The 18,131-nt window shown below is 70.9% G+C and carries 19 protein-coding genes; 12 read left to right on the top strand and 7 right to left on the bottom strand.

What is annotated here, in order from left to right; genetic code table 11:
* Positions 1-12 precede the first annotated feature (12 nt).
* Complete coding sequence (locus ACZ7CD_RS02125; RefSeq protein ID WP_458430096.1) at positions 13-774, bottom strand: MerR family transcriptional regulator; 762 nt, start codon at positions 772-774, stop codon at positions 13-15.
* A 183-nt stretch (positions 775-957) separates the two neighbouring features.
* On the opposite strand from ACZ7CD_RS02125, the gene ACZ7CD_RS02120 reads away from it, so the two are divergent.
* A complete protein-coding gene (locus ACZ7CD_RS02120; RefSeq protein WP_470378172.1) occupies positions 958-1,518 on the top strand; it encodes a YbaK/EbsC family protein in 561 nt (186 codons plus the stop codon).
* Here ACZ7CD_RS02120 and ACZ7CD_RS02115 read toward each other — a convergent pair.
* From ACZ7CD_RS02115 to ACZ7CD_RS02095, 5 genes are read right to left on the bottom strand one after another with little or no spacing between them, the layout of a single operon-like run.
* Complete coding sequence (locus ACZ7CD_RS02115; protein ID WP_470378171.1) at positions 1,486-2,562, bottom strand: LOG family protein; 1,077 nt, start codon at positions 2,560-2,562, stop codon at positions 1,486-1,488. The two genes, ACZ7CD_RS02120 and ACZ7CD_RS02115, sit on opposite strands and share 33 nt — an antisense overlap.
* Before the next feature lie 28 nt (positions 2,563-2,590).
* The gene (purU, locus tag ACZ7CD_RS02110; RefSeq protein ID WP_470378170.1) at positions 2,591-3,466 is read right to left on the bottom strand and encodes a formyltetrahydrofolate deformylase; all 876 of its coding nucleotides are present in this window, start codon (positions 3,464-3,466) and stop codon (positions 2,591-2,593) included.
* Between the two features lie 13 nt (positions 3,467-3,479).
* Positions 3,480-4,205 (bottom strand): maleylpyruvate isomerase N-terminal domain-containing protein, encoded by a 726-nt coding sequence (locus tag ACZ7CD_RS02105; protein ID WP_470378169.1) that lies wholly within the window; start codon positions 4,203-4,205, stop codon positions 3,480-3,482.
* Between the two features lie 9 nt (positions 4,206-4,214).
* Complete coding sequence (locus tag ACZ7CD_RS02100; protein ID WP_470378168.1) at positions 4,215-5,021, bottom strand: class I SAM-dependent methyltransferase; 807 nt, start codon at positions 5,019-5,021, stop codon at positions 4,215-4,217.
* A complete protein-coding gene (locus ACZ7CD_RS02095) occupies positions 5,000-5,488 on the bottom strand; it encodes a DUF2505 domain-containing protein (RefSeq protein WP_458430102.1) in 489 nt (162 codons plus the stop codon). The genes ACZ7CD_RS02100 and ACZ7CD_RS02095 overlap by 22 nt, the downstream gene beginning before the upstream one ends.
* Between ACZ7CD_RS02095 and ACZ7CD_RS02090 the strand changes: the two genes are divergently transcribed.
* A complete protein-coding gene (locus tag ACZ7CD_RS02090) occupies positions 5,487-6,587 on the top strand; it encodes a UDP-N-acetylmuramate dehydrogenase (protein ID WP_360396877.1) in 1,101 nt (366 codons plus the stop codon). The genes ACZ7CD_RS02095 and ACZ7CD_RS02090 overlap by 2 nt on opposite strands.
* 91 nt (positions 6,588-6,678) lie before the next feature.
* Positions 6,679-7,695 carry a chymotrypsin family serine protease gene (locus tag ACZ7CD_RS02085; RefSeq protein ID WP_360396878.1) on the top strand — a complete coding sequence of 339 codons (1,017 nt, stop codon included), beginning with the start codon at positions 6,679-6,681 and terminating at the stop codon, positions 7,693-7,695.
* Here the strand turns inward: ACZ7CD_RS02085 and ACZ7CD_RS02080 are convergent.
* A complete protein-coding gene (locus ACZ7CD_RS02080) occupies positions 7,649-8,419 on the bottom strand; it encodes an SDR family NAD(P)-dependent oxidoreductase (protein WP_458430104.1) in 771 nt (256 codons plus the stop codon). The genes ACZ7CD_RS02085 and ACZ7CD_RS02080 overlap by 47 nt on opposite strands.
* Positions 8,420-8,507: 88 nt before the next feature.
* Between ACZ7CD_RS02080 and ACZ7CD_RS02075 the strand changes: the two genes are divergently transcribed.
* The 9 genes from ACZ7CD_RS02075 to ACZ7CD_RS02035 all read left to right on the top strand — a co-directional run bounded on the left by ACZ7CD_RS02075 (position 8,508) and on the right by ACZ7CD_RS02035 (position 18,131).
* The gene (locus ACZ7CD_RS02075) at positions 8,508-9,611 is read left to right on the top strand and encodes a L,D-transpeptidase (RefSeq protein ID WP_458434295.1); all 1,104 of its coding nucleotides are present in this window, start codon (positions 8,508-8,510) and stop codon (positions 9,609-9,611) included.
* 122 nt (positions 9,612-9,733) lie between these two features.
* Positions 9,734-10,498 carry an alpha/beta fold hydrolase gene (locus tag ACZ7CD_RS02070; protein ID WP_470378167.1) on the top strand — a complete coding sequence of 255 codons (765 nt, stop codon included), beginning with the start codon at positions 9,734-9,736 and terminating at the stop codon, positions 10,496-10,498.
* Entirely contained in the window at positions 10,495-11,742 is a 1,248-nt protein-coding gene (gene mshA / locus ACZ7CD_RS02065) for a D-inositol-3-phosphate glycosyltransferase (RefSeq protein WP_470369913.1), read from the top strand. The genes ACZ7CD_RS02070 and mshA overlap by 4 nt, the downstream gene beginning before the upstream one ends.
* Positions 11,739-12,218 (top strand): type III secretion system chaperone family protein, encoded by a 480-nt coding sequence (locus ACZ7CD_RS02060; protein WP_360399893.1) that lies wholly within the window; start codon positions 11,739-11,741, stop codon positions 12,216-12,218. Before mshA ends, ACZ7CD_RS02060 begins: the two co-directional genes overlap by 4 nt.
* Positions 12,219-12,278: 60 nt before the next feature.
* Complete coding sequence (locus tag ACZ7CD_RS02055) at positions 12,279-13,151, top strand: DUF4349 domain-containing protein (protein WP_470373054.1); 873 nt, start codon at positions 12,279-12,281, stop codon at positions 13,149-13,151.
* A gap of 395 nt (positions 13,152-13,546) precedes the next feature.
* A complete protein-coding gene (locus ACZ7CD_RS02050; RefSeq protein WP_470378166.1) occupies positions 13,547-15,112 on the top strand; it encodes an AMP-binding protein in 1,566 nt (521 codons plus the stop codon).
* Positions 15,113-15,346: 234 nt separating this feature from the next.
* The gene (locus ACZ7CD_RS02045) at positions 15,347-16,093 is read left to right on the top strand and encodes a phosphoglyceromutase (protein ID WP_360399884.1); all 747 of its coding nucleotides are present in this window, start codon (positions 15,347-15,349) and stop codon (positions 16,091-16,093) included.
* Between the two features lie 188 nt (positions 16,094-16,281).
* On the top strand, positions 16,282-17,454 hold the full coding sequence (locus ACZ7CD_RS02040; protein WP_360399882.1) for a sensor histidine kinase: 1,173 nt from the start codon (positions 16,282-16,284) through the stop codon (positions 17,452-17,454).
* Positions 17,451-18,131, top strand: a complete 681-nt coding sequence (locus ACZ7CD_RS02035; protein ID WP_360399879.1) for a response regulator transcription factor — start codon at positions 17,451-17,453, stop codon at positions 18,129-18,131. The genes ACZ7CD_RS02040 and ACZ7CD_RS02035 overlap by 4 nt, the downstream gene beginning before the upstream one ends.

The following is an 18,131-nucleotide window of genomic DNA, read 5'->3' as shown; positions in this document are numbered from 1 at the left end:
CCCGGCCCTGCGTCAGCTCAGACGCGTCTCGGCGTAGTGCGCCATGGCGTCACGCGTCCACTCGGCCATGTTGCCGGCACCCTCGACGTCGAAGTTGGCCCGGAACTCGTCCGAGTCGACGTAGAGGTCGCCGAGGCCCTTGTAGGACTCCCGGTTGGGCGTCCAGCTCAGGCAGATCCAGCGGTAGTGGCGGTCGACCAGCTCCTGCGTCTGCGGAGTGTCGACCGCCGCGCCGGCGACGTACAGGGCACCGAGCTGTGTCGCGATGTCCTGCCACTCGGCCATGAACCGGTCCGCGTCGGCCCGGTTCCAGCCCTTCATCTTCCGCTTGCTCTCGGCGATGTGCTCCTTCGCACCCTCGCCGTAGCGCTCGACGAGCTCTGCCTCGTGCCGTTCCTGCTTCTTCGCGTCGAAGCCGTCGAACAGCTCTTCCATCTTCACCTCGTCCCCTCCTTCCAGTTCGGCGATCGTGCGCGCGACGGTGCCCGCCAGCCGGTCCAGCCGCCGCTGCTCGTCGCGCAGCCACCGGTGGTGGTTGCGCAGGACGGTCAGCTGGTCCGTGCCGTTCAACACCTCCGCCACCACGTCGAGGCCCAGGCCCAGGTCGCGCAGCAGCAGGATCTGCTGCAGGCGGTGCACCTGCTCCTTCTCGTAGTAGCGGTAACCGTTGTCGCCGACCCAGGCCGGCGGCAGCAGCCCGATCGAGTCGTAATGCCGCAGCGTCCTGGACGTCACCTTCGACATCCGGGCCACCTGGGCGATCGACCAGGCCATCTCTTCTCTCCTTCGCGCTCTCCAATGACGCTAAAGGTTGACGCAACGTCAATGTCAACGCGACTTTTCAAGTGCACGCGGGGCGCTTTCGTACTCCAGGAGGGCACGCGGGGTCCCCGCGTGCCCTCCTGGAGGGAACGTAGGGTCCCCGCGTGCCGGAAAGTGGAGGGGGAGTGGGGGAGGATGAGAGGTGTGTGGACCATCGGTGGTTCGTTGGAACCCGTACCTGTGCTGTCGCGCCTCGACCTGGTCGCGGAACCGGTCGCGAAGGCGCTGAAGGAGCTGGACGGCGCCGACCGCGTCGCCGTCGCGGAGATCGACCCCTCGCTCGCCGACACCGCCGAGTTCTGCGCCCACTACGGCTCACCGCTGGAGGCCAGCGCGAACTGCGTGGTCGTCGCGGGCAAGCGCGGCGGTGAGATCCGTTATGCGGCCTGCATGGTGCTGGCGACCATGCGTGCGGACGTCAACGGCGTCATCCGCAGGCGGCTCGACGCGCGCAAGGCGTCGTTCGCGCCGATGGACGAGGCAGTGACGTTGACGGGCATGGAGTACGGCGGGATCACGCCCATCGGGGTGCCCGCGGACTGGCCGGTCCTGGTGTCGCCCGAGGTCGCCGCCGCTCCTGAGCTGGTGGTGGGCAGCGGCATCCGCGGTTCCAAGATCCTCATCCCCGGCGACGTGCTGCTGACGCTGGCGGGCGCCGAGGTGCTACCCGAGCTCGCCCGCGTACTTGAGCAGTAGCGCGACGGCCTCGTCGACGTCGTCGGTCACGAGGATCCACCGCTCGGCGTCCCGGCCGGCCGCGAGCTTCTGCACGAGCGGTGCGGCCGGGACCTCGTCGGTCCAGAAGGCCGTGCCCAGGAAGATCATGGGCGCGGCCGGGCCGACGCTGCCGTAGTAGTTCTGCGTGAAGTCCTGGAAGACCTCCTGGACCGTGCCCGCCTTGCCCGGCGTGTAGACGATGCCGCCGGTCGCGATGGTCAGCAGGCCCTCCTCGCGCACCGAGTTCGCGAAGTACTTGGCGTGCAGCTCGCAGGCCGGGTTGGGCGGCTCGTGGCCGTAGAACCAGGTCGGGATGCCGATCGTGCGCGGCACCTCGAACGACGGCACCTCCGGGAACGCCGCCAGCCACCGGCCGATCGACTCGTCGTCACCGCCGAACGACGGCGCCTCCGCCAGCTGCGCGAGCACGTCGGCGTCCGCCGAGCCGCAGCGCACGCCCAGCGGCACGGCCTCCATGGCGCCCGGACCACCACCGGTCAGCACGGTCAGGCCCGCGCGCCCCAGTGCGGCGCCGAGCTCGACGGCGTTGCGGTAGCCGTCCGAGCCGCGGGCCAGCGCGTGACCGCCCATCACGGCGACCGGCCGGCCGGTCAGCACCTCGTCGAGCGCCTCGGTGATCGAGTGGTCGTGCAGGCGCTCGGCCAGCGCGTGCAGCGGGTCAGGGTGGTGGCCCTGCTGCTTGCTGTGCCGGTAGATCACCGCGTCCGGGGTGTCGGCGTAGGTCCTCGGGTCAGCCGGGTCGAAGCCCGCGAACAGCTCACCGGGCGTGTAGAGGTGCGAGCGGTACACGTCGTAGGGCACGTCCGGGATCACCGGGAAGATCAACGCGCCCGCCGCCTCCGCCCGGCGCTGCATCGTCTCGCTGAGCGTGCAGCCGAGCAGCAGCGCGCCGTCCATCGGCACGCGCACGTCCTCACGCGTCAGGTCCAGCCCGACGATGACGGCTTTGCGCAGGTCGGGCGCTGCCCGCAGGTGGTCGAGGTCGGTGATTTCGGTCCGCACGGGAAAAGCCTATGCCTCGTGTTGCCGGCTAGAAGATGACCGTCTGGTTGCCGTGCACCAGCACCCGGTCCTCCAGGTGCCACCGCAGCCCGCGGGCCAGCACGACCTTCTCGATGTCACGGCCCTTGCGGACCATGTCCGCGACGCTGTCGCCGTGGTGCACCCGCAGCACGTCCTGCTCGATGATCGGCCCCGCGTCGAGGTCCGCCGTCACGTAGTGGCAGGTCGCCCCGACCAGCTTCACACCGCGCCGGTGCGCCTGGTGGTACGGCCGGGCGCCGATGAACGACGGCAGGAAGCTGTGGTGGATGTTGATCGTGCGGCCGGACCAGTGCGCGCACAGCTCCGGCGGCAGGATCTGCATGAACCTCGCCAGCACCACGGCGTGCGGGTCGTGCTTGTCGACCAGCTGGCGCAGCTGGGCGAAGGCGGCCTGCTTGCCCTCGGGGTCGTTCACGGGGAACGGGACGTGGTGGAACGGGATGCCGTGCGCGCGCGTGATGTCGCCGAGCTCGGGGTGGTTGCCGATGACGGCGGCCACCTCCACGTCGAGCTCGCCGGTCGCGACGCGGGCCAGCAGGTCGTACAGGCAGTGGCCCTCCTTCGACACGAGGATGACCACGCGCTTGCGCTCGCCGGTGTCGGTGACCGTCCACGTCGACCGCGCGCCCAGCGACGCCGCCACGTCGGCGAAGCGGGTGCGCAGCTCGGTGGCGTCGAAGGGCAGGGAGTCCGCGCGGACCTCCTGGCGCGTGAAGAACCAGCCCGTCTCCGGGTCGGTGTGGTACGCGGCCTCGACGATCCAGCCGCCGTTCTCCGCGAGGAACGTGGAGATCCGCGCGATGATGCCGGTGCGGTCGGGGCAGCCGAAGGTGATCACATAGCGGCGTTCAGGCGATGACACGACGGACGAGTATTCACGCCCTGGGCAGCGCCGCCAACAGCGACTCGTCACCGGACACGATCGCGTGGCTCGGACGGGCCCACAGCGCGCGGTAGACCGCGTCGGCGGTGCCAGCGAGGGTGGCGTCGGTGTCGACGGCCGAGTCGAGCACGTCCGTCACGACCGGCGCCTCGCCGGGCGCGAGCCAGACCTCCCAGGCCCGTCCCGCGTCGGCGGCGTGCACGAGGACCCGGCCGGTCACCTCGACGGTGCGGCCGAGCACGAGCTGGCGCGGCATCATGACCGTGAGGAACTCGTCGACGCCGTCCGCCGCGAACTCGGTGCCGAAGACCAGCGACGGCAGGTCGTGACCGGTGGCGAGCTGCGCGTCCAGGCGGTGGACCGAGGTCTCGTGCGCCTGCCTGCGCGCCCAGAAGCCGGCGACCTGGGGGCCGTGGAACGTCCAGGCCGGACGGTCGGCGGGCACCTCGCGGAGCCGTTGCACGAGCGTCGCGAGCCCGTTGTCCCACCAGGCGAGCGCCTCGTCCCAGTCCCGGGGCGCCTTCGGCCACTCCGGGCGACCCGCGGCGGGTTCGGTGACGACGCAGGTGCCCGCCCACGTGTGCACCTCGGCGATGTGCCGCACCAGCTCCAGCACCGTCCACTCAGGACAGGTGGGGACCGCGGCACCCGGACCCGCCTGCTCGGCGGCCGACCGCAACGACGAAGCCTGCTTCTCGATCTGCGCGACGAAGTCCACCGGCCCACCCTAGGGTGCGACGGCGGCCCATTCGAGCGAGATCTCGCCCAGCCGCCAGCGCTTGCGGTCGTCCACCACCGGCCAGCCGCGCTCGGCCAGCAGCCGCGCCGACTCCACCCAGCGCGCACGGGGTCCGAAGGGAGCGAACGGGGCCGCGGTGGCCCAGCACGCGTCCAGTTCGGCCAGCAGCGCGTGCACCCGTTCGCCCGGCACGTTCCTGTGGATCAGCGCCTTGGGCAGCCGCTCGGCGAGGTCGGACGGCACGTCGATGCCGGACGGCTTGCACGCCAGCGTGAACGTCCGCGGCCCTTCCGCCGACAACGTCACCCACGTGCAGCGCCGGCCGATCTCGTCGCAGGTGCCCTCGACGACCAGGCCGCCGGGCGACATCCGCGACAGCATCGTGTCCCACGCCTCGAACGACTGCTCCTCGGTGTACTGGCGCAGCACGTTGAACGCGCGCAGCAGCACCGGCCGCGCGCCCGCGAGCTCGAACCCGCCGCGCCGGAAGTCGAGCAGCGGCGGGTCGGCGACGGCCTTGCCCGCGTCCACCCGCTCCTGGTCGATCTCCAGCCCGAGCACGCGCACGTCCGGCCGCACCGCCCGCAGGCGTGCGGCCATCTCGACGGTCGTGATCGGCGTCGCGCCGTACCCGAGGTCGACCACCAGCGGGTCCGCGGCGTCGCGCAGGAACCCCGCGAGCGTGCCGGTCATCCACCGGTCGACCCGGCGCAGGCGGTTCGGGTTGGTCGTGCCGCGCGTGGGCAGGCCGAGCGCTCGGGCCCGGCCGGCCGCTAGCCGCGGTTTTCGAGCCATCGCGAGGTGAACTCGCTCTCCTTGTCGATCAGCACGGCGACCTGCTCGGCGATCATCTTCTCGAGCTTGCCGCCCATCAGCGGGATGCCGACCTTGACCTCCCCCGTGAGGGTGAGCTTCGAGCCGGCGCCGTCGTCGGTGATCGTGAACGCGCCCTCGAGCCGGCCGGGCACGCCACTGATCGTCACCTCGACCGTGCCCGCGCCCGCCGCCCAGTTCTCCGTGCGCTGGATCACCAGGTCGCCGCCCAGCGCGGCCTTGGCGACCGACGGCAGGTGCTCGGCGGGCACGCCCTGCTTGAGCTGGTACGACGTCTTCCCCTCCACCGAGGTGAACGAGATCAGCTCGGCGTTCGGGCCCCCGATGGCGGCCAGCCGGTCGCGCAGGTGGGTCTCGTCGACCATCGCGCCGAAGACCTCCTCCGCCGAACGGGGTGAGGTGGTGTGGTGCTCGATGCGGCGTGCCATGTCGCGGAGGCTACCGTTGACGTCCGTGACCACCACGCAGTCCGTGCCTCTGGCCGAGCGCACCACGCTCCGACTCGGTGGACCGGCCGCGCGGTTCGTCCACGCCACGACCGCAGCCGAGCTGGTCGACGCCGTGCGGACGGCCGACGCCGCCGCCGACGAGAAGGTCCTCGTGCTCGGCGGCGGGTCCAACCTCGTGATCTCCGACTCCGGCTTCGACGGCACCGTCGTGGAGGTCGCCACCAAGGGCTTCCGGCTCGACCCGCTGGGCGGCGGCATCGTCCAGTTCACCGTCGAGGCCGGCGAGGAGTGGGACGCGGTCGTCGCCGAGGCGGTCGCGCAGGGCCTCGGCGGACTGGAGTGCCTGTCCGGCATCCCCGGCTCGAACGGCGCCACGCCCGTGCAGAACGTCGGCGCGTACGGCGTCGAGATCTCCCAGGTGCTGCAGTCGGTCGACCTGCTGGACCGGCGCAGCGGCAAGGTGCACCAGGTGCCCGCGGCCAAGCTCGGCCTCGCCTACCGCACCAGCGTGTTGAAGAACACGGACAACGCCGTCGTGCTGCGGACCCGGTTCTCGCTGACCGCGGGCGGCATGTCCGCGCCGATCCGCTACGCCGAGCTGGCGCGGGTCCTCGGCGTGGCGCAGGGCGACCGCGTGCCGGCCGACGCCGCCCGCAAGGCCGTGCTGGAACTGCGCCGCGGCAAGGGCATGGTGCTCGACCCCGCCGACCACGACACGTGGAGCGCCGGCTCGTTCTTCACCAACCCGATCCTCGACGACTCGACGTTCTCCGGCGTGCTGATCCGCATCGCGGAACGCCTCGGCACCGACGTCGACGTGCCGACTTACCCGGCGGGCCACGGCTTCCGGAAGCTGTCCGCCGCGTGGCTGATCGAACGCGCCGGCTTCCGCAGGGGCCACCAGGGTCCCGGCGGTCGGGTCGCGTTGTCGGGCAAGCACACGCTGGCGCTGACCAACCGCGGCACCGCCTCCACCGAGGACCTGCTGGACCTGGCGCGCGAGGTGCGCGACGGGGTGCGGTCGGCGTTCGGCGTCGAGCTGCACCCCGAGCCGGTCTTCGTGGGCGTCTCGCTGTAGCTCCCCGGCTCCCACCGCCGTCCGGGTGACTCCGTGTGACGAACGGCTACTTCGCGTGTTTCATTGAGGTAGGGGTGGAACGGAGGTTGCCATGAGCCACCTCGACGACAGCGCGCGAGAGGTCATCCGGCCGGTCAAGCGGATGGTCGAGGACGAGTTCCTCGCCCGGCCCGGCGTCATCGGCGTCGACATCGGCGAGAAGTACACCGGCGGCCGGCCCACCGGCCGGACCGCGATCGTGGTCTACGTGTGCACCAAGGGACCCGAGCACCCGCAGCAGATCCCGCCGGAGGTCGCCGGCGTGCCGACCGACGTGGTCGCGGAGACGGTCGTGCTGCACCGGGCGCGGCTCTCGCGCTCGGCCGAGGTGCTCGGCGAACCCGGTGCGGCGGAACGGCATCCGGTGCTGCGCGGCGGTCTGAGCATCGGCCCGGCGCGCGCGGTGCGGATGGTGCCGCCGGACGTGCCGGTCGCGGGCGACTACGTGGTCGTGGGCACGCTGGGCGCGTTCGCGGTGACCCGCGAAGACCGGAAGGTGGTGGGGCTCACCACGTTCCACGTCGGCTGCGTGGACGACGCGTGGGCGGTCGGCGACGAGTTCCTGCACCCGTCCAGAGTGGACGGTGGGCTGGTAGGTGCCGACCAGGTGGCCGTGCTCGACCGGGCCGCGCTGGCCGGGTCGGTCTCGGCGGCGGGGCTGCGGATGGGCGGCCGGCCGTTCCGCGCGGAGGTGCTCGACGTCGGCGCGCTGACCGGGACGGCACCGGCCGTGGTCGGCTCGTCGGTGCGGAAACGGGGCCGCACAACGGGTCTGACCTACGGCGTGGTCACGTCGGTGGACGCGACGCTGCGGCTCGACTTCGGTGCCGAACTGGGCGTGCGGACGTTGCGCGACCAGGTCCGCGTGCACTCGGCCGAGCGCTTCGGCGACCACGGCGACTCGGGCGCGGTGCTCGTCGACGCGGACAACCGGGTCGTCGGGCTCTACGTCGGCGGAACGGGCACGACCGGGTTCGCGAACCCGATCGAGCCCGTCCTGCGCCTGCTGGACGTGGAGTTGCTCACACCCGGTGTACCCGAGTCGCGGAAGCCTGGGCCCGCGGCTTGAGCACGATCTCGTCGAGGTTCACGTGCGAGGGCCGGGTGACGGCGAACGCGATGACGTCCGCCACGTCGTCGGCCGTCAGCGGCGTGAGGCCCTGGTAGACCTTGGCCGCGCGCTCGGTGTCGCCGCCGAACCGGTTGGCGGAGAAGTCGGTCTCGACCATGCCCGGCAGGACCTCGGTGACCCGCACCGGTTCGCCGAGCAGCTCGCCGCGCAACGTCCGGTGCAGCGCCGACTGCGCGTGCTTCGCGCTCGTGTAGCCGGAGCCGTTGTCGTAGGCGTCACGTGCCGCGACGGACGTCACGGACACGATGTGGCCATCACCGGACGCGATCAGCTTCGGGATGAAGGCCTTGGTGACGAGCAACGTGCCGAGCACGTTCGACTCCCACATCCACCGCCATTCGTCCGGGTCGCCCTCGGCGACGGTCGAGAGACCGCGCGCACCACCCGCGTTGTTCACGAGGACGTTCGCGTGGGGTACCCCCTCCGCGAACGCCGCGACCGAGCCGGCGTCCGTGACGTCCAGCTCGATCGCGGTCCCCTCGATCTCTTTCGCGATAACGTGGAGACGGTCCAGACGACGTGCGCCGAGCACGACGTGGAACCCCTCGGCGGCAAGCCGCCGCGCGGTCGCCTCGCCGATGCCCGCGCTCGCTCCGGTCACTACTGCGACAGGTCGATTCACGACCCCGATCGTAGGCGTCGACCCGGGTGTGACTGACATCACTCGCACCAGGCGGTCGGGCTGGACGTCTTGGTTTGTGGAGGTCAGAACCGTGAAGAGAACCGTTGGTGCGTTGCTCGCCGGCCTGATGCTGCTGTCCGCGTGCTCGAGCGTCGAAGCAGGGTCCGCGAAGCCGGACAGTTCGCTCCCGTCCGCGAAGGTGACCGTGTCCCCCGTGGACGGCACCAAGGACGTCCAGGTCACGTCCCCCGTGCAGGTGGCGGTGGTGGACGGCAAGCTGGAGGCGGTGGCGCTGAAGTCACCGGAGGGCAAAGAGGTCAAGGGCACGCTGACCGAGGACAGGACCGGGTGGACCAACGCCGAGCCCCTCGGCTACGGCAAGACCTACAGCTACTCGGGCAAGGCCGTCGGCACCGACGGCAAGCCGGTCGAGCTCACGGGGTCGTTCACCACGGTGGCGCCGGGCTCGCAGACCCGCGCGACGCTGTGGCCGGGCGACAACCAGACCGTCGGCGTTGCGGCGCCGATCATGGTGAAGTTCGAGGCGCCGGTGCAGGACAAGGCGACCGTCGAGAAAGCGCTGAAGGTCACCAGTTCGGCGAACGTGCAGGGCTCGTGGGCGTGGCTGACCGCCCAGGAGGTGCACTACCGGCCTGAGCAGTACTGGCCGGCGAACACGCAGGTCAAGGTCGAGGCCAAGCTCTACGGCGTGAACTACGGCGGCGGCGCGTTCGGCAAGGCCGACGTGACCAGCGAGTTCACCATCGGCCGCAACCAGGTCGTGAAGATCAACAACCCGACGCACCAGCTCGTGGTGCTGCGCGACGGCCAGCAGGTCGCGTCCTACGCCGCCTCGTTCGGCCGGGACGCCGACCCGGAGCTGACCACGCCGAACGGCACGTTCGTGGTCATGTCGAAGCACGAGACGTTCTCGTTCGACAACCCGCGCTACGGCTACACCAACGTCGTGAAGAAGTGGGCCGTGCGGTTCTCCAACCACGGCGAGTTCATCCACGAGAACAACGACAACGCGGCGAACATCGGCAAGAACAACACCTCGCACGGCTGCGCGAACCTGCTGGAGGCCGACGCCAAGGCGTACTACGACTCGGCGCTGGTCGGTGACCCGGTCGAGGTGACCGGCTCCATCACCACGCTGCCGGCGCAGTTCGACTGGTACGACTGGCAGATCCCGTGGGCGCAGTGGAAGGAGAAGTCCGCCGTCAAGTAGGCGCCCCCTGCTGCTCCAGCTGTCACGCGGGGGCCCCGCGTTTCCCACAGGGGAACGCGGGGCCCCCGCGTGACGTTCGGGCTGAGGGGAATGTGTGCGTCGACCAGGTCGTTCGTCATTGTGTGCAGCTGACACGCGTGACGGTGGCCGGTGGGGGACGACTGGCCGTCCGTGCGGCGGGACCTCCTGACGCGCCACCGGTGGTGCTCGTCCACGGCTGGGCGCAGACCGGTGCCGCCTGGGACCTGCCGGAGTTCCGCACCTACGCCGTCGACCTGCGCGGACACGGCGAGTCCGACGACTTCGGCGACTACCGCGACAGCGCGCGGTGGGCCGCAGACCTCAAGGCCGTGCTCGACCACACCGGCCCCGCGACCGTCGTCGGCTGGTCCTACGGCGGTCTCGTGGTCGCCGACCACCTGAGGTTCCACGGCACCGCGCAGATCACCGGCCTGGTGCTGGTGGGCGCCATCACCGAGATCGGCCGCGGTCGCCCCGGCGGCGAGACGGGGCCGGTCATGCGGGCCGCGCTGCCCGCCGCGATCACCGACGACGCCGCGCTCGCGGACTTCTGCCGTGCGATGGCACCGCGTCTACCTGGTGGGACGGTCGACGCGCTCACTGCCGCCGCCCTCACCACGAGCCCTAAGGTGCGGGGGGAGCTGTTCCGCAGGGACGTGGGCAGCGCCGACGTGCTGAGGGCCGTCGACGTGCCGACCCTGGTGGTGCACGGAACCCAAGACCAGGTGGTCGCCCCTGCCGCCGCCGAGTACTCCGCCGCCCTGATCCCCGGAGCCGAGTTGAGCCTCTACCCCGACACCGCGCACGCGCCCTTCCTGGAGCAGCGGGACCGCTTCGCCGCGGACCTCGAGAAGGTGGTCCGGTGAAGCGGGTCGCGGTCCTGAGCGTGCACACCTCCCCGCTGGAGCAGCCCGGCACGGGCGACGCGGGCGGCATGAACGTCTACATCGTGCAGACGGCGACGCGGATGGCGCGGCGGGGCGTGGAGGTCGAGATCTTCACGCGCGCGACGTCCAGCGAGCTGCCGCCGGTCGCGGAGCTGGCACCGGGCGTGCGGGTGCGCCACGTCGCCGCCGGGCCGTTCGAAGGGCTCGGCAAGGAGGAGCTGCCGGGGCAGCTCTGCGCGTTCACCGCGGGCGTGCTGAGGGCCGAGGCGCGGCACGAGCCGGGCTACTACGACGCGATCCACTCGCACTACTGGCTGTCCGGGCAGGTCGGCTGGCTGGCGCGGGAACGCTGGGGCGTGCCGCTGGTGCACACGGCCCACACGCTGGCCAAGGTGAAGAACCTCGCACTGGCCGAGGGCGACGCACCGGAGCCGCGGATGCGGGTCATCGGCGAGGAGCAGGTGGTCGCCGAGTCGGACCGGCTGGTGGCCAACACCGACATCGAGGCCGCCGAGCTGGTCAAGCTGTACGAGGCGGAGCCGTCGAAGGTGGCCGTGGTGCCGCCGGGGGTCGACCTGGACCGCTTCACGCCGGGTGACCAGGCCGCGGCGCGGCAGCGGTTCGGCATCCCGCCGGACGCCGTGGTGCTCGCGTTCGTCGGCCGGATCCAGCCGTTGAAGGCGCCGGACGTGCTGCTGCGCGCCGCGGCGGAGATGCTGGTCCGCGACCCCGGGCTGCGGTCGCGACTGGTCGTGCTGGTCGTCGGCGGGCCGTCGGGCAGCGGGCTGGAGCAGCCGAAGGCGCTGGAGGAGCTCGCGGGCCGGCTGGGGATCGCGGACGTGGTGCGGTTCCTGCCGCCGCAGCCGGGAGCGGCGCTGGCGGAGGTCTACCGGGCGGCGGACCTGGTCGCGGTGCCGAGCCACAACGAGTCGTTCGGGCTGGTGGCGCTGGAGGCGCAGGCCTGCGGGACGCCGGTGGTCGCGGCCGCGGTCGGCGGGCTGCCGGTGGCGGTCAACGACGGTGTGTCCGGGGTGCTGGTGCACGGCCACGAGGCCGAGGCCTGGGCGCGGGCGCTCGCGGACGTGGCGCTGCCGCAGCGCGAGCACCTGGCGAGCAACGCGGTCGGCCATGCGCGACGCTTCTCCTGGGACCGCACGACTGACGCCCTGCTCGCGGGGTACCAGGAGGCGGCAGAAGTGTTCCGCCGGGAGGTTTTCGCGTGACCGTCGACGCCGTCATCAAGTCGTTCCTCGACGAACGGGAGATCGAGTACGACCGTCGTGAAGAGGGCAGGTTCTTCGTGACGCTGCCGGGCACCAAGAAGCTGCAGACCAACGTGTGGCTGGTCGAGACGGCGCACGCGCTGGTCGTCGAGGCGTTCGTGTGCCGGCGGCCGGACCAGTCGTTCGAGGACGTCTACCGGTTCCTGCTGCGGCGCAACGCCCGGCTCTACGGGGTGCACTACACGATCGACGCCGAGGGCGACATCCACCTGGTCGGGCGGATCGGCAAGCACGCCGTGACCCCGGACGAGCTGGACCGGGTGCTGGGCCAGGTGCTGGAGGCCGCCGACGGCGACTTCAACCCGCTGCTGGAGATCGGGTTCGCCGACGCGATCCGGCGGGAGTGGGCGTGGCGGGTGTCGCGCGGCGAGTCGCTGGCGAACCTGCGGGCCTTCGAACATCTCGTTTCGGAGTAGGCGCCGCCTCGTTTCGGTCTGGACGGCAACTCCGGCGGCCCTCCGCTCCGTCCGACGGGCATGAGCAGACGAGTGCTGTGGGTGGGAGTCGCGTTGCTGGCCGTCCTCGCGACGGGGTGCGGCGCGGACTCGAAGAGTTCCGGTGGCTCGTCGGTCGCGGAGAACGCCGCACCGCAGCAGCGTGCCGCACAGCCGACGGGGGCGCAGAAGCAGCAGGACAACAGCGGTCAGCAGAACCAGTCCGCCGAGTCGGTGCAGCAGCAGGAACGGCAGCTGGTCCGCACGGCGACGGTCGACCTGCGCAGCGACGACGTGCTGCGGTCGATCAGCGACATCAAGGCGAAGGCCCAGCAGGTCGGCGGGTTCGCCGGGCAGGAGAGCTCGACCCAGGCTCGTGGGAGCGTGACCGTGCGGGTGCCGTCGAACGAGCTCGACGGGGTCGTGCGGAGCCTGGAGGACTACGGCGACGTCACGCGCAGCGAGGTCCGCAGCGAGGACGTCACCGACCAGCTGGTCGACGTCGAGGCGCGGATCGCGACGCAGAAGGCCAGCGTCGAGCGGTTGCGCGTGCTGTTCGAGCGGGCCGGGTCGACGGCCGAGATCGCGCAGGTCGAGGGCGAGCTGACCAAGCGGCAGAGCGAGCTGGAGTCGTTGCAGCGGCGCAGCGAGTCGTTGAAGGGCAAGGCCGCGCTGGCGACGTTGACGGTGCAGGTCAGCACCACCCCGATCGCACCGCCGGCGCCGGAGCGCACCGGGTTCGGCGACGCCTTCGTGGCCGGCTGGAACGCGCTCGTGCACGTGCTGCGACTGGTGCTGGTGGGGGTCGGCGGCCTGCTGCCGTTCGTCCTGGTGCTCGGCGCGCCCACGGTGGCGGTGATCTTCTGGCTGCGTCGCCGGAAGCGTGTCACTCCAACGGTCGAAGCAGACGCCTGACGATCTACTGAGAGTGGTCCTTTGTGAAGCGCGGAACGGCTCGGGAGAGAGGGGGAGTCGCATCGAGCCGTCCCGCGTCAAAGGTCCCCGCTGCGTCGATCCGTGGACGGGGGGAGCCGACGGATCTCAAGCGGGCCACGCGATCCGACGGGGGATGACGAACCGCGCCCTTGCCGTCCGCTTGTCGAGTTAAGCGTGGGAGCCGACTCGCGGAGGCGTGACCAACTTCCCAGATACCTGGTTGCGATCACAAGTGCTCGGATTGCTCCATTCGAGTGTATTTAGCGGCGCGAAGTAACGTCTCTGTAGCGATCCCGACTTGCTTGACCTGTTCAGTGGGCTGGCTCACGATGACGGCGCAGGCTGGGTGTACAGCGAGTGAATGAGGTCGCCGCATGGTCTTTCGCAGTCCGTTCCCCGACGTCGAGATCCCCGACGTGTCGCTGCACCAGCTGTTGTTCGGCGACATCGCCGACCGGGTGGACCGCGTTGCGCTGATCGACGGCATGTCCGGCACGTCGCTCACGTACGGCCAGCTCGCCGGTGCCGTCGACCGCCTGGCCGCCGCACTGGCCGCGCGGGGCATCGGCAAGGGCGACGTGGTCGGCGTCCTCAGCCCGAACACGCCGTACTACGCCGTCGTGTTCCACGGCATCCTGCGCGCGGGTGCCACGGCGACGACGATCAACGCGCTCTACACGCCCGACGAGGTGGCCCACCAGCTGCACGACGCGGGCGCGAAGATGCTGTTCACGGTGTCGGTGCTGCTCCCCAACGCCGCACCGGGCGCCGCGAAGGCCGGTGTCACCGACGTCGTCGTGCTCGACGGCGCCGAGGGCTACCCGTCGTTGCCGGAGCTGCTCGCCAACACCGAACCGGTGCCCGAGGTCGAGATCGACCCGGCCGAGGACGTGGCGGTGCTGCCGTACTCGTCCGGCACGACCGCGCTGCCCAAGGGCGTGATGCTCACGCACCGCAACCTGGTGGCGAACATCGTGCAGTGCCAGTCGATCCTCAGCGACGTCGGCCCGCACACCCGGATCCTCGCGGTGCTGCCGTTCTTCCACATCTACGGCATGCAGGTCCTGATGAACAACGGCCTCTACATCGGCGGCGTCGTCGTGACCCTGCCGAAGTTCGAGCTGCCCGAGTTCCTCCGCGTGATCGCCGAGCACAAGACCGACCGCGTCTACATCGCCCCGCCGGTCGCCGTCGCGCTGGCGAAGCACCCGATCGTCGACAACTACGACCTGTCCCCGCTGAAGACCCTCTTCTCCGGCGCCGCCCCGCTCGACGCCGACCTCGCCGCCGCCGTCCGCAAGCGCATCGGCTGCCGCGTCGTGCAGGGCTACGGCATGACCGAGATGTCCCCGGTCAGCCACGCCATCCCGGACGGCCGCGACGACATCTCGGTCGGCACCGTCGGCCTGATCGTGCCGAACCTGGAGTGCCGCCTGGTCGACCCGGCCACCGGCTCCGACGTGGGCGTCGGCGAACGCGGCGAGCTGTGGTGCAAGGGCCCGAACGTCATGAAGGGCTACCTGAACAACCCCGACGCCACCGCCGCCACCATCGACGAGGACGGCTGGCTGCGCACCGGCGACGTGGCCGTGATCGACGACGACGGCGTCGTCTCGATCGTCGACCGCGTCAAGGAGCTCATCAAGTACAAGGGCTACCAGGTCCCGCCGGCCGAGCTGGAGGCCGTGCTGCTCACCCACGAGGAGGTCGCCGACGCGGCCGTCATCGGCGTCCGCGACGCCGACGGCGAGGAGGTCCCGAAGGCGTTCGTGGTGCGCCAGGCCGGCTCGACCATCGACGCGGACGCGGTGATGTCGTTCGTGGCCGCGCACGTCGCACCGCACAAGAAGGTGCGCGTGGTGGAGTTCATCGAGGCGATCCCGAAGTCGGCGTCGGGCAAGATCCTCCGCAAGGACCTCCGTTCCCGCGAACAGGTCTGACCGCGGTCCGAACGCCCCCGGCTCGATCACCGCCGGGGCCGTTCGCCGTATGTGGTGAACGCACGCGGGGACCTTTCGTGCTCTCCGAGAGTACGAAAGCTCCCCGCGTGCGCTCCCCGCGAGTACGAAAGGTCCCCGCGTGCGCTGTCAGAGCTGGCTGACGACACAAGCGGTTGCCTTCGTCAGCGTGGGGACGGGGTACGGCGGGAGGTCCGGCATGGCAGGCTAGCCGCCATGTCTGTCGGAACCTTGGTGCTGCTCCGCCACGGCGAGAGCACGTGGAACGCGGAGAACCTGTTCACCGGCTGGGTGGACGTTCCCCTGTCGGAGAAGGGCGAGAAGGAGGCCCGCCGCGGCGGGTTGCTCCTCAAGGAGGCCGGTGTCCTGCCGGAGGTCCTGCACACCAGCCTGATGCGCCGCGCGATCATGACCGCGAACCTGGCGCTCGACGCCGCCGACCGGCACTGGATCCCGGTCAAGCGCGACTGGCGCCTCAACGAGCGCCACTACGGTGCGTTGCAGGGCAAGAACAAGAAGCAGACGCTGGAGGAGTTCGGCGAGGAGCAGTTCATGCTCTGGCGCCGGTCCTACGACACCCCGCCGCCGCCCATCGAGCCGGGCAGCGAGTTCAGCCAGGACACCGACCCGCGCTACGCGGGGCTGGGTCCCGACCTGCCGCTGACCGAGTGCCTGCTCGACGTCGTGAAGCGCATGCTGCCGTACTGGGACGAGGCGATCGTGCCGGACCTGCGCACCGGCAAGACGGTGCTGGTGGCCGCGCACGGCAACTCGCTGCGCGCGCTCGTGAAGCACCTCGACGGGATCTCCGACGAGGCCATCGCGGGGCTCAACATCCCGACCGGCATCCCGCTGCGCTACGACCTCGACGAGGACCTGAAGCCGATCAAGCCGGGTGGCGAGTACCTCGACCCCGAGGCCGCGAAGGACGCCATCGCGGCGGTGGCCAACCAGGGTCGCTGAAAGTCACGCGGGGGCCCCGCGTTCCCCCGAGGGGAACGCGGGGCCCCCGCGTTCCGCCCCGTGCATCACGGTTGGGTGAACAGGGGCTGACCAGGTGCGGAACAACCGTCCACTGAGGTGTCGCGGGTATCACGGTTCACGCTTCGGCACTAGGCCGGGACACCTCTGAGCTGCTTACCATTCGCCTCGTGACCACAACGGGTTACCTCGCTGTGTCGATCGGCGTCGCGCTCATCGGCGTGATCGCCGCATTCTTCGTTGGCAGGTTCACCGCTCCCAGGAACCCCAAAGCCCCGGAGGGGCTGACGGTGGCCGACCTGATGCAGCGGATCGTCCAGGACGCCCACGACGGCATCGTGGTGCTGAACCACTTCGGTGACGTCGTGCTGCACAACCCGCGGGCCGAGGAGCTCGGGGTCGTCCGCAACAACCGCGTCGACGACCGCGCGCGCAAGGCCGCCGAGGCCGTCCGCAACAGCAACGAGGTCGTCTACGTCGACCTGTCGCCGCTGGAGGGCCAGCGCCGCGCCCGGCAGCCGGAGGCGGTGCACGCCGAGGTCAGGCTGCTCACCGAGGGCTTCACCGTGGTCGACGCGAACGACGAGTCCGAGGCCGTGCGGCTGGAGAAGACCCGGCGCGACTTCGTGGCGAACGTCAGCCACGAGCTCAAGACGCCGGTCGGCGCGCTGGCGCTGCTCGCGGAGGCCGTGCTGGACGCGAGCGACGACCAGGAGGAGGTCCGCCGGTTCAGCGCGAAGATCATGCAGGAGGCCACCCGCCTCGGCACGCTCGTCACCGAGCTGATCGCGCTGTCGCGGCTGCAGGGCGCGGAGAAGCTGCCGGAGCTGTCCGACACCGAGATCGACGTCGTCGTCAACGAGGCGCTGTCGCGCTCCAAGCTCGCCGCCGAGTCCGTCAACATCTCGATCACCACCGACGAGCCGAGCGGCTTCGTCGTGCCCGGTGACCGGTCGTTGCTCGTCACGGCGCTGACGAACCTGCTGGACAACGCCGTCGCGTACTCCCCGCCCGGCAGCCCGGTGAGCGTGAGCCGCCGACTGGTCGACGGGCACGTCGAGATCGCCGTCACCGACCGCGGCATCGGCATCGCCGAGGAGCAGCAGCAACGCGTCTTCGAGCGGTTCTACCGCGTCGACAAGGCCCGGTCGCGGGCCACCGGCGGCACCGGCCTGGGCCTCGCGATCGTCAAGCACGTCGCCGCCAACCACGGCGGTGAGGTGAAGCTGTGGAGCCTCCCGGGAACGGGGTCCACCTTCACGCTGCGGCTGCCGGCCGCGGCGACCGAGATCGACCCGACCCTCGTCCACACCGGCGCGGGTGACACTGGAGGAGAGCTGTGACCAGGGTGCTCATCGTGGAGGACGAGGAGTCCTTCGCCGATCCGCTCGCCTTCCTGCTGCGCAAGGAGGGGTTCACCGCAGCGCTCGCGGCCACCGGCCAGGAGGCGCTGGAGGAGTTCGACCGCAACGGCGCCGACATCGTGCTGCTCGACCTCATGCTGCCCGGCATGAGCGGCACGGACGTGTGCAAGCAGCTGCGCCTGCGCTCCGCCGTGCCGGTGATCATGGTGACGGCGCGCGACAGCGAGATCGACAAGGTCGTGGGCCTGGAGCTGGGCGCCGACGACTACGTGACCAAGCCCTACTCGGCCCGCGAGCTCATCGCCCGCATCCGCGCGGTGCTGCGCCGCGGCGGCGAGTCCGAGGACCTGCTCCCGCAGATCCTGGAGGCCGGCCCGGTGCGGATGGACGTGGAGCGCCACGTCGTCACCGTCGGCGGCCAGGACGTCAGCCTGCCGCTCAAGGAGTTCGACCTCCTGGAGTACCTGCTGCGCAACGTGGGCCGGGTGCTGACCCGCGGCCAGCTGATCGACCGGGTGTGGGGCGCGGACTACGTGGGCGACACGAAAACGCTGGACGTGCACGTCAAGCGGCTGCGGTCGAAGATCGAACCGGACCCGTCGGCACCGCGGCACCTGGTGACCGTGAGGGGTCTGGGTTACAAGTTCGAGTCCTGA

It is taken from the genome of Lentzea sp. NPDC036949 (assembly GCF_055608075.1).
The sequence above is the reverse complement of the archived record's forward strand: the minus strand, read 5'-3'. Positions and strand labels throughout refer to the sequence as shown.

What these genes read in the sequence shown, in the direction of transcription:
- ACZ7CD_RS02080 (WP_458430104.1), bottom strand. Translation starts at nt 8,419, where the DNA reads ATGTCAGTCACACCCGGGTCGACGCCTACGATCGGGGTCGTGAATCGA.
- ACZ7CD_RS02045 (WP_360399884.1), top strand. Translation starts at nt 15,347, where the DNA reads ATGTCTGTCGGAACCTTGGTGCTGCTCCGCCACGGCGAGAGCACGTGG.
- ACZ7CD_RS02125 (WP_458430096.1), bottom strand. Translation starts at nt 774, where the DNA reads ATGGCCTGGTCGATCGCCCAGGTGGCCCGGATGTCGAAGGTGACGTCC.
- ACZ7CD_RS02100 (WP_470378168.1), bottom strand. Translation starts at nt 5,021, where the DNA reads ATGGCTCGAAAACCGCGGCTAGCGGCCGGCCGGGCCCGAGCGCTCGGC.
- ACZ7CD_RS02085 (WP_360396878.1), top strand. Translation starts at nt 6,679, where the DNA reads ATGAGCCACCTCGACGACAGCGCGCGAGAGGTCATCCGGCCGGTCAAG.
- ACZ7CD_RS02120 (WP_470378172.1), top strand. Translation starts at nt 958, where the DNA reads ATGAGAGGTGTGTGGACCATCGGTGGTTCGTTGGAACCCGTACCTGTG.
- ACZ7CD_RS02055 (WP_470373054.1), top strand. Translation starts at nt 12,279, where the DNA reads ATGAGCAGACGAGTGCTGTGGGTGGGAGTCGCGTTGCTGGCCGTCCTC.
- ACZ7CD_RS02050 (WP_470378166.1), top strand. Translation starts at nt 13,547, where the DNA reads ATGGTCTTTCGCAGTCCGTTCCCCGACGTCGAGATCCCCGACGTGTCG.
- ACZ7CD_RS02090 (WP_360396877.1), top strand. Translation starts at nt 5,487, where the DNA reads ATGTCGCGGAGGCTACCGTTGACGTCCGTGACCACCACGCAGTCCGTG.
- ACZ7CD_RS02075 (WP_458434295.1), top strand. Translation starts at nt 8,508, where the DNA reads ATGCTGCTGTCCGCGTGCTCGAGCGTCGAAGCAGGGTCCGCGAAGCCG.
- ACZ7CD_RS02095 (WP_458430102.1), bottom strand. Translation starts at nt 5,488, where the DNA reads ATGGCACGCCGCATCGAGCACCACACCACCTCACCCCGTTCGGCGGAG.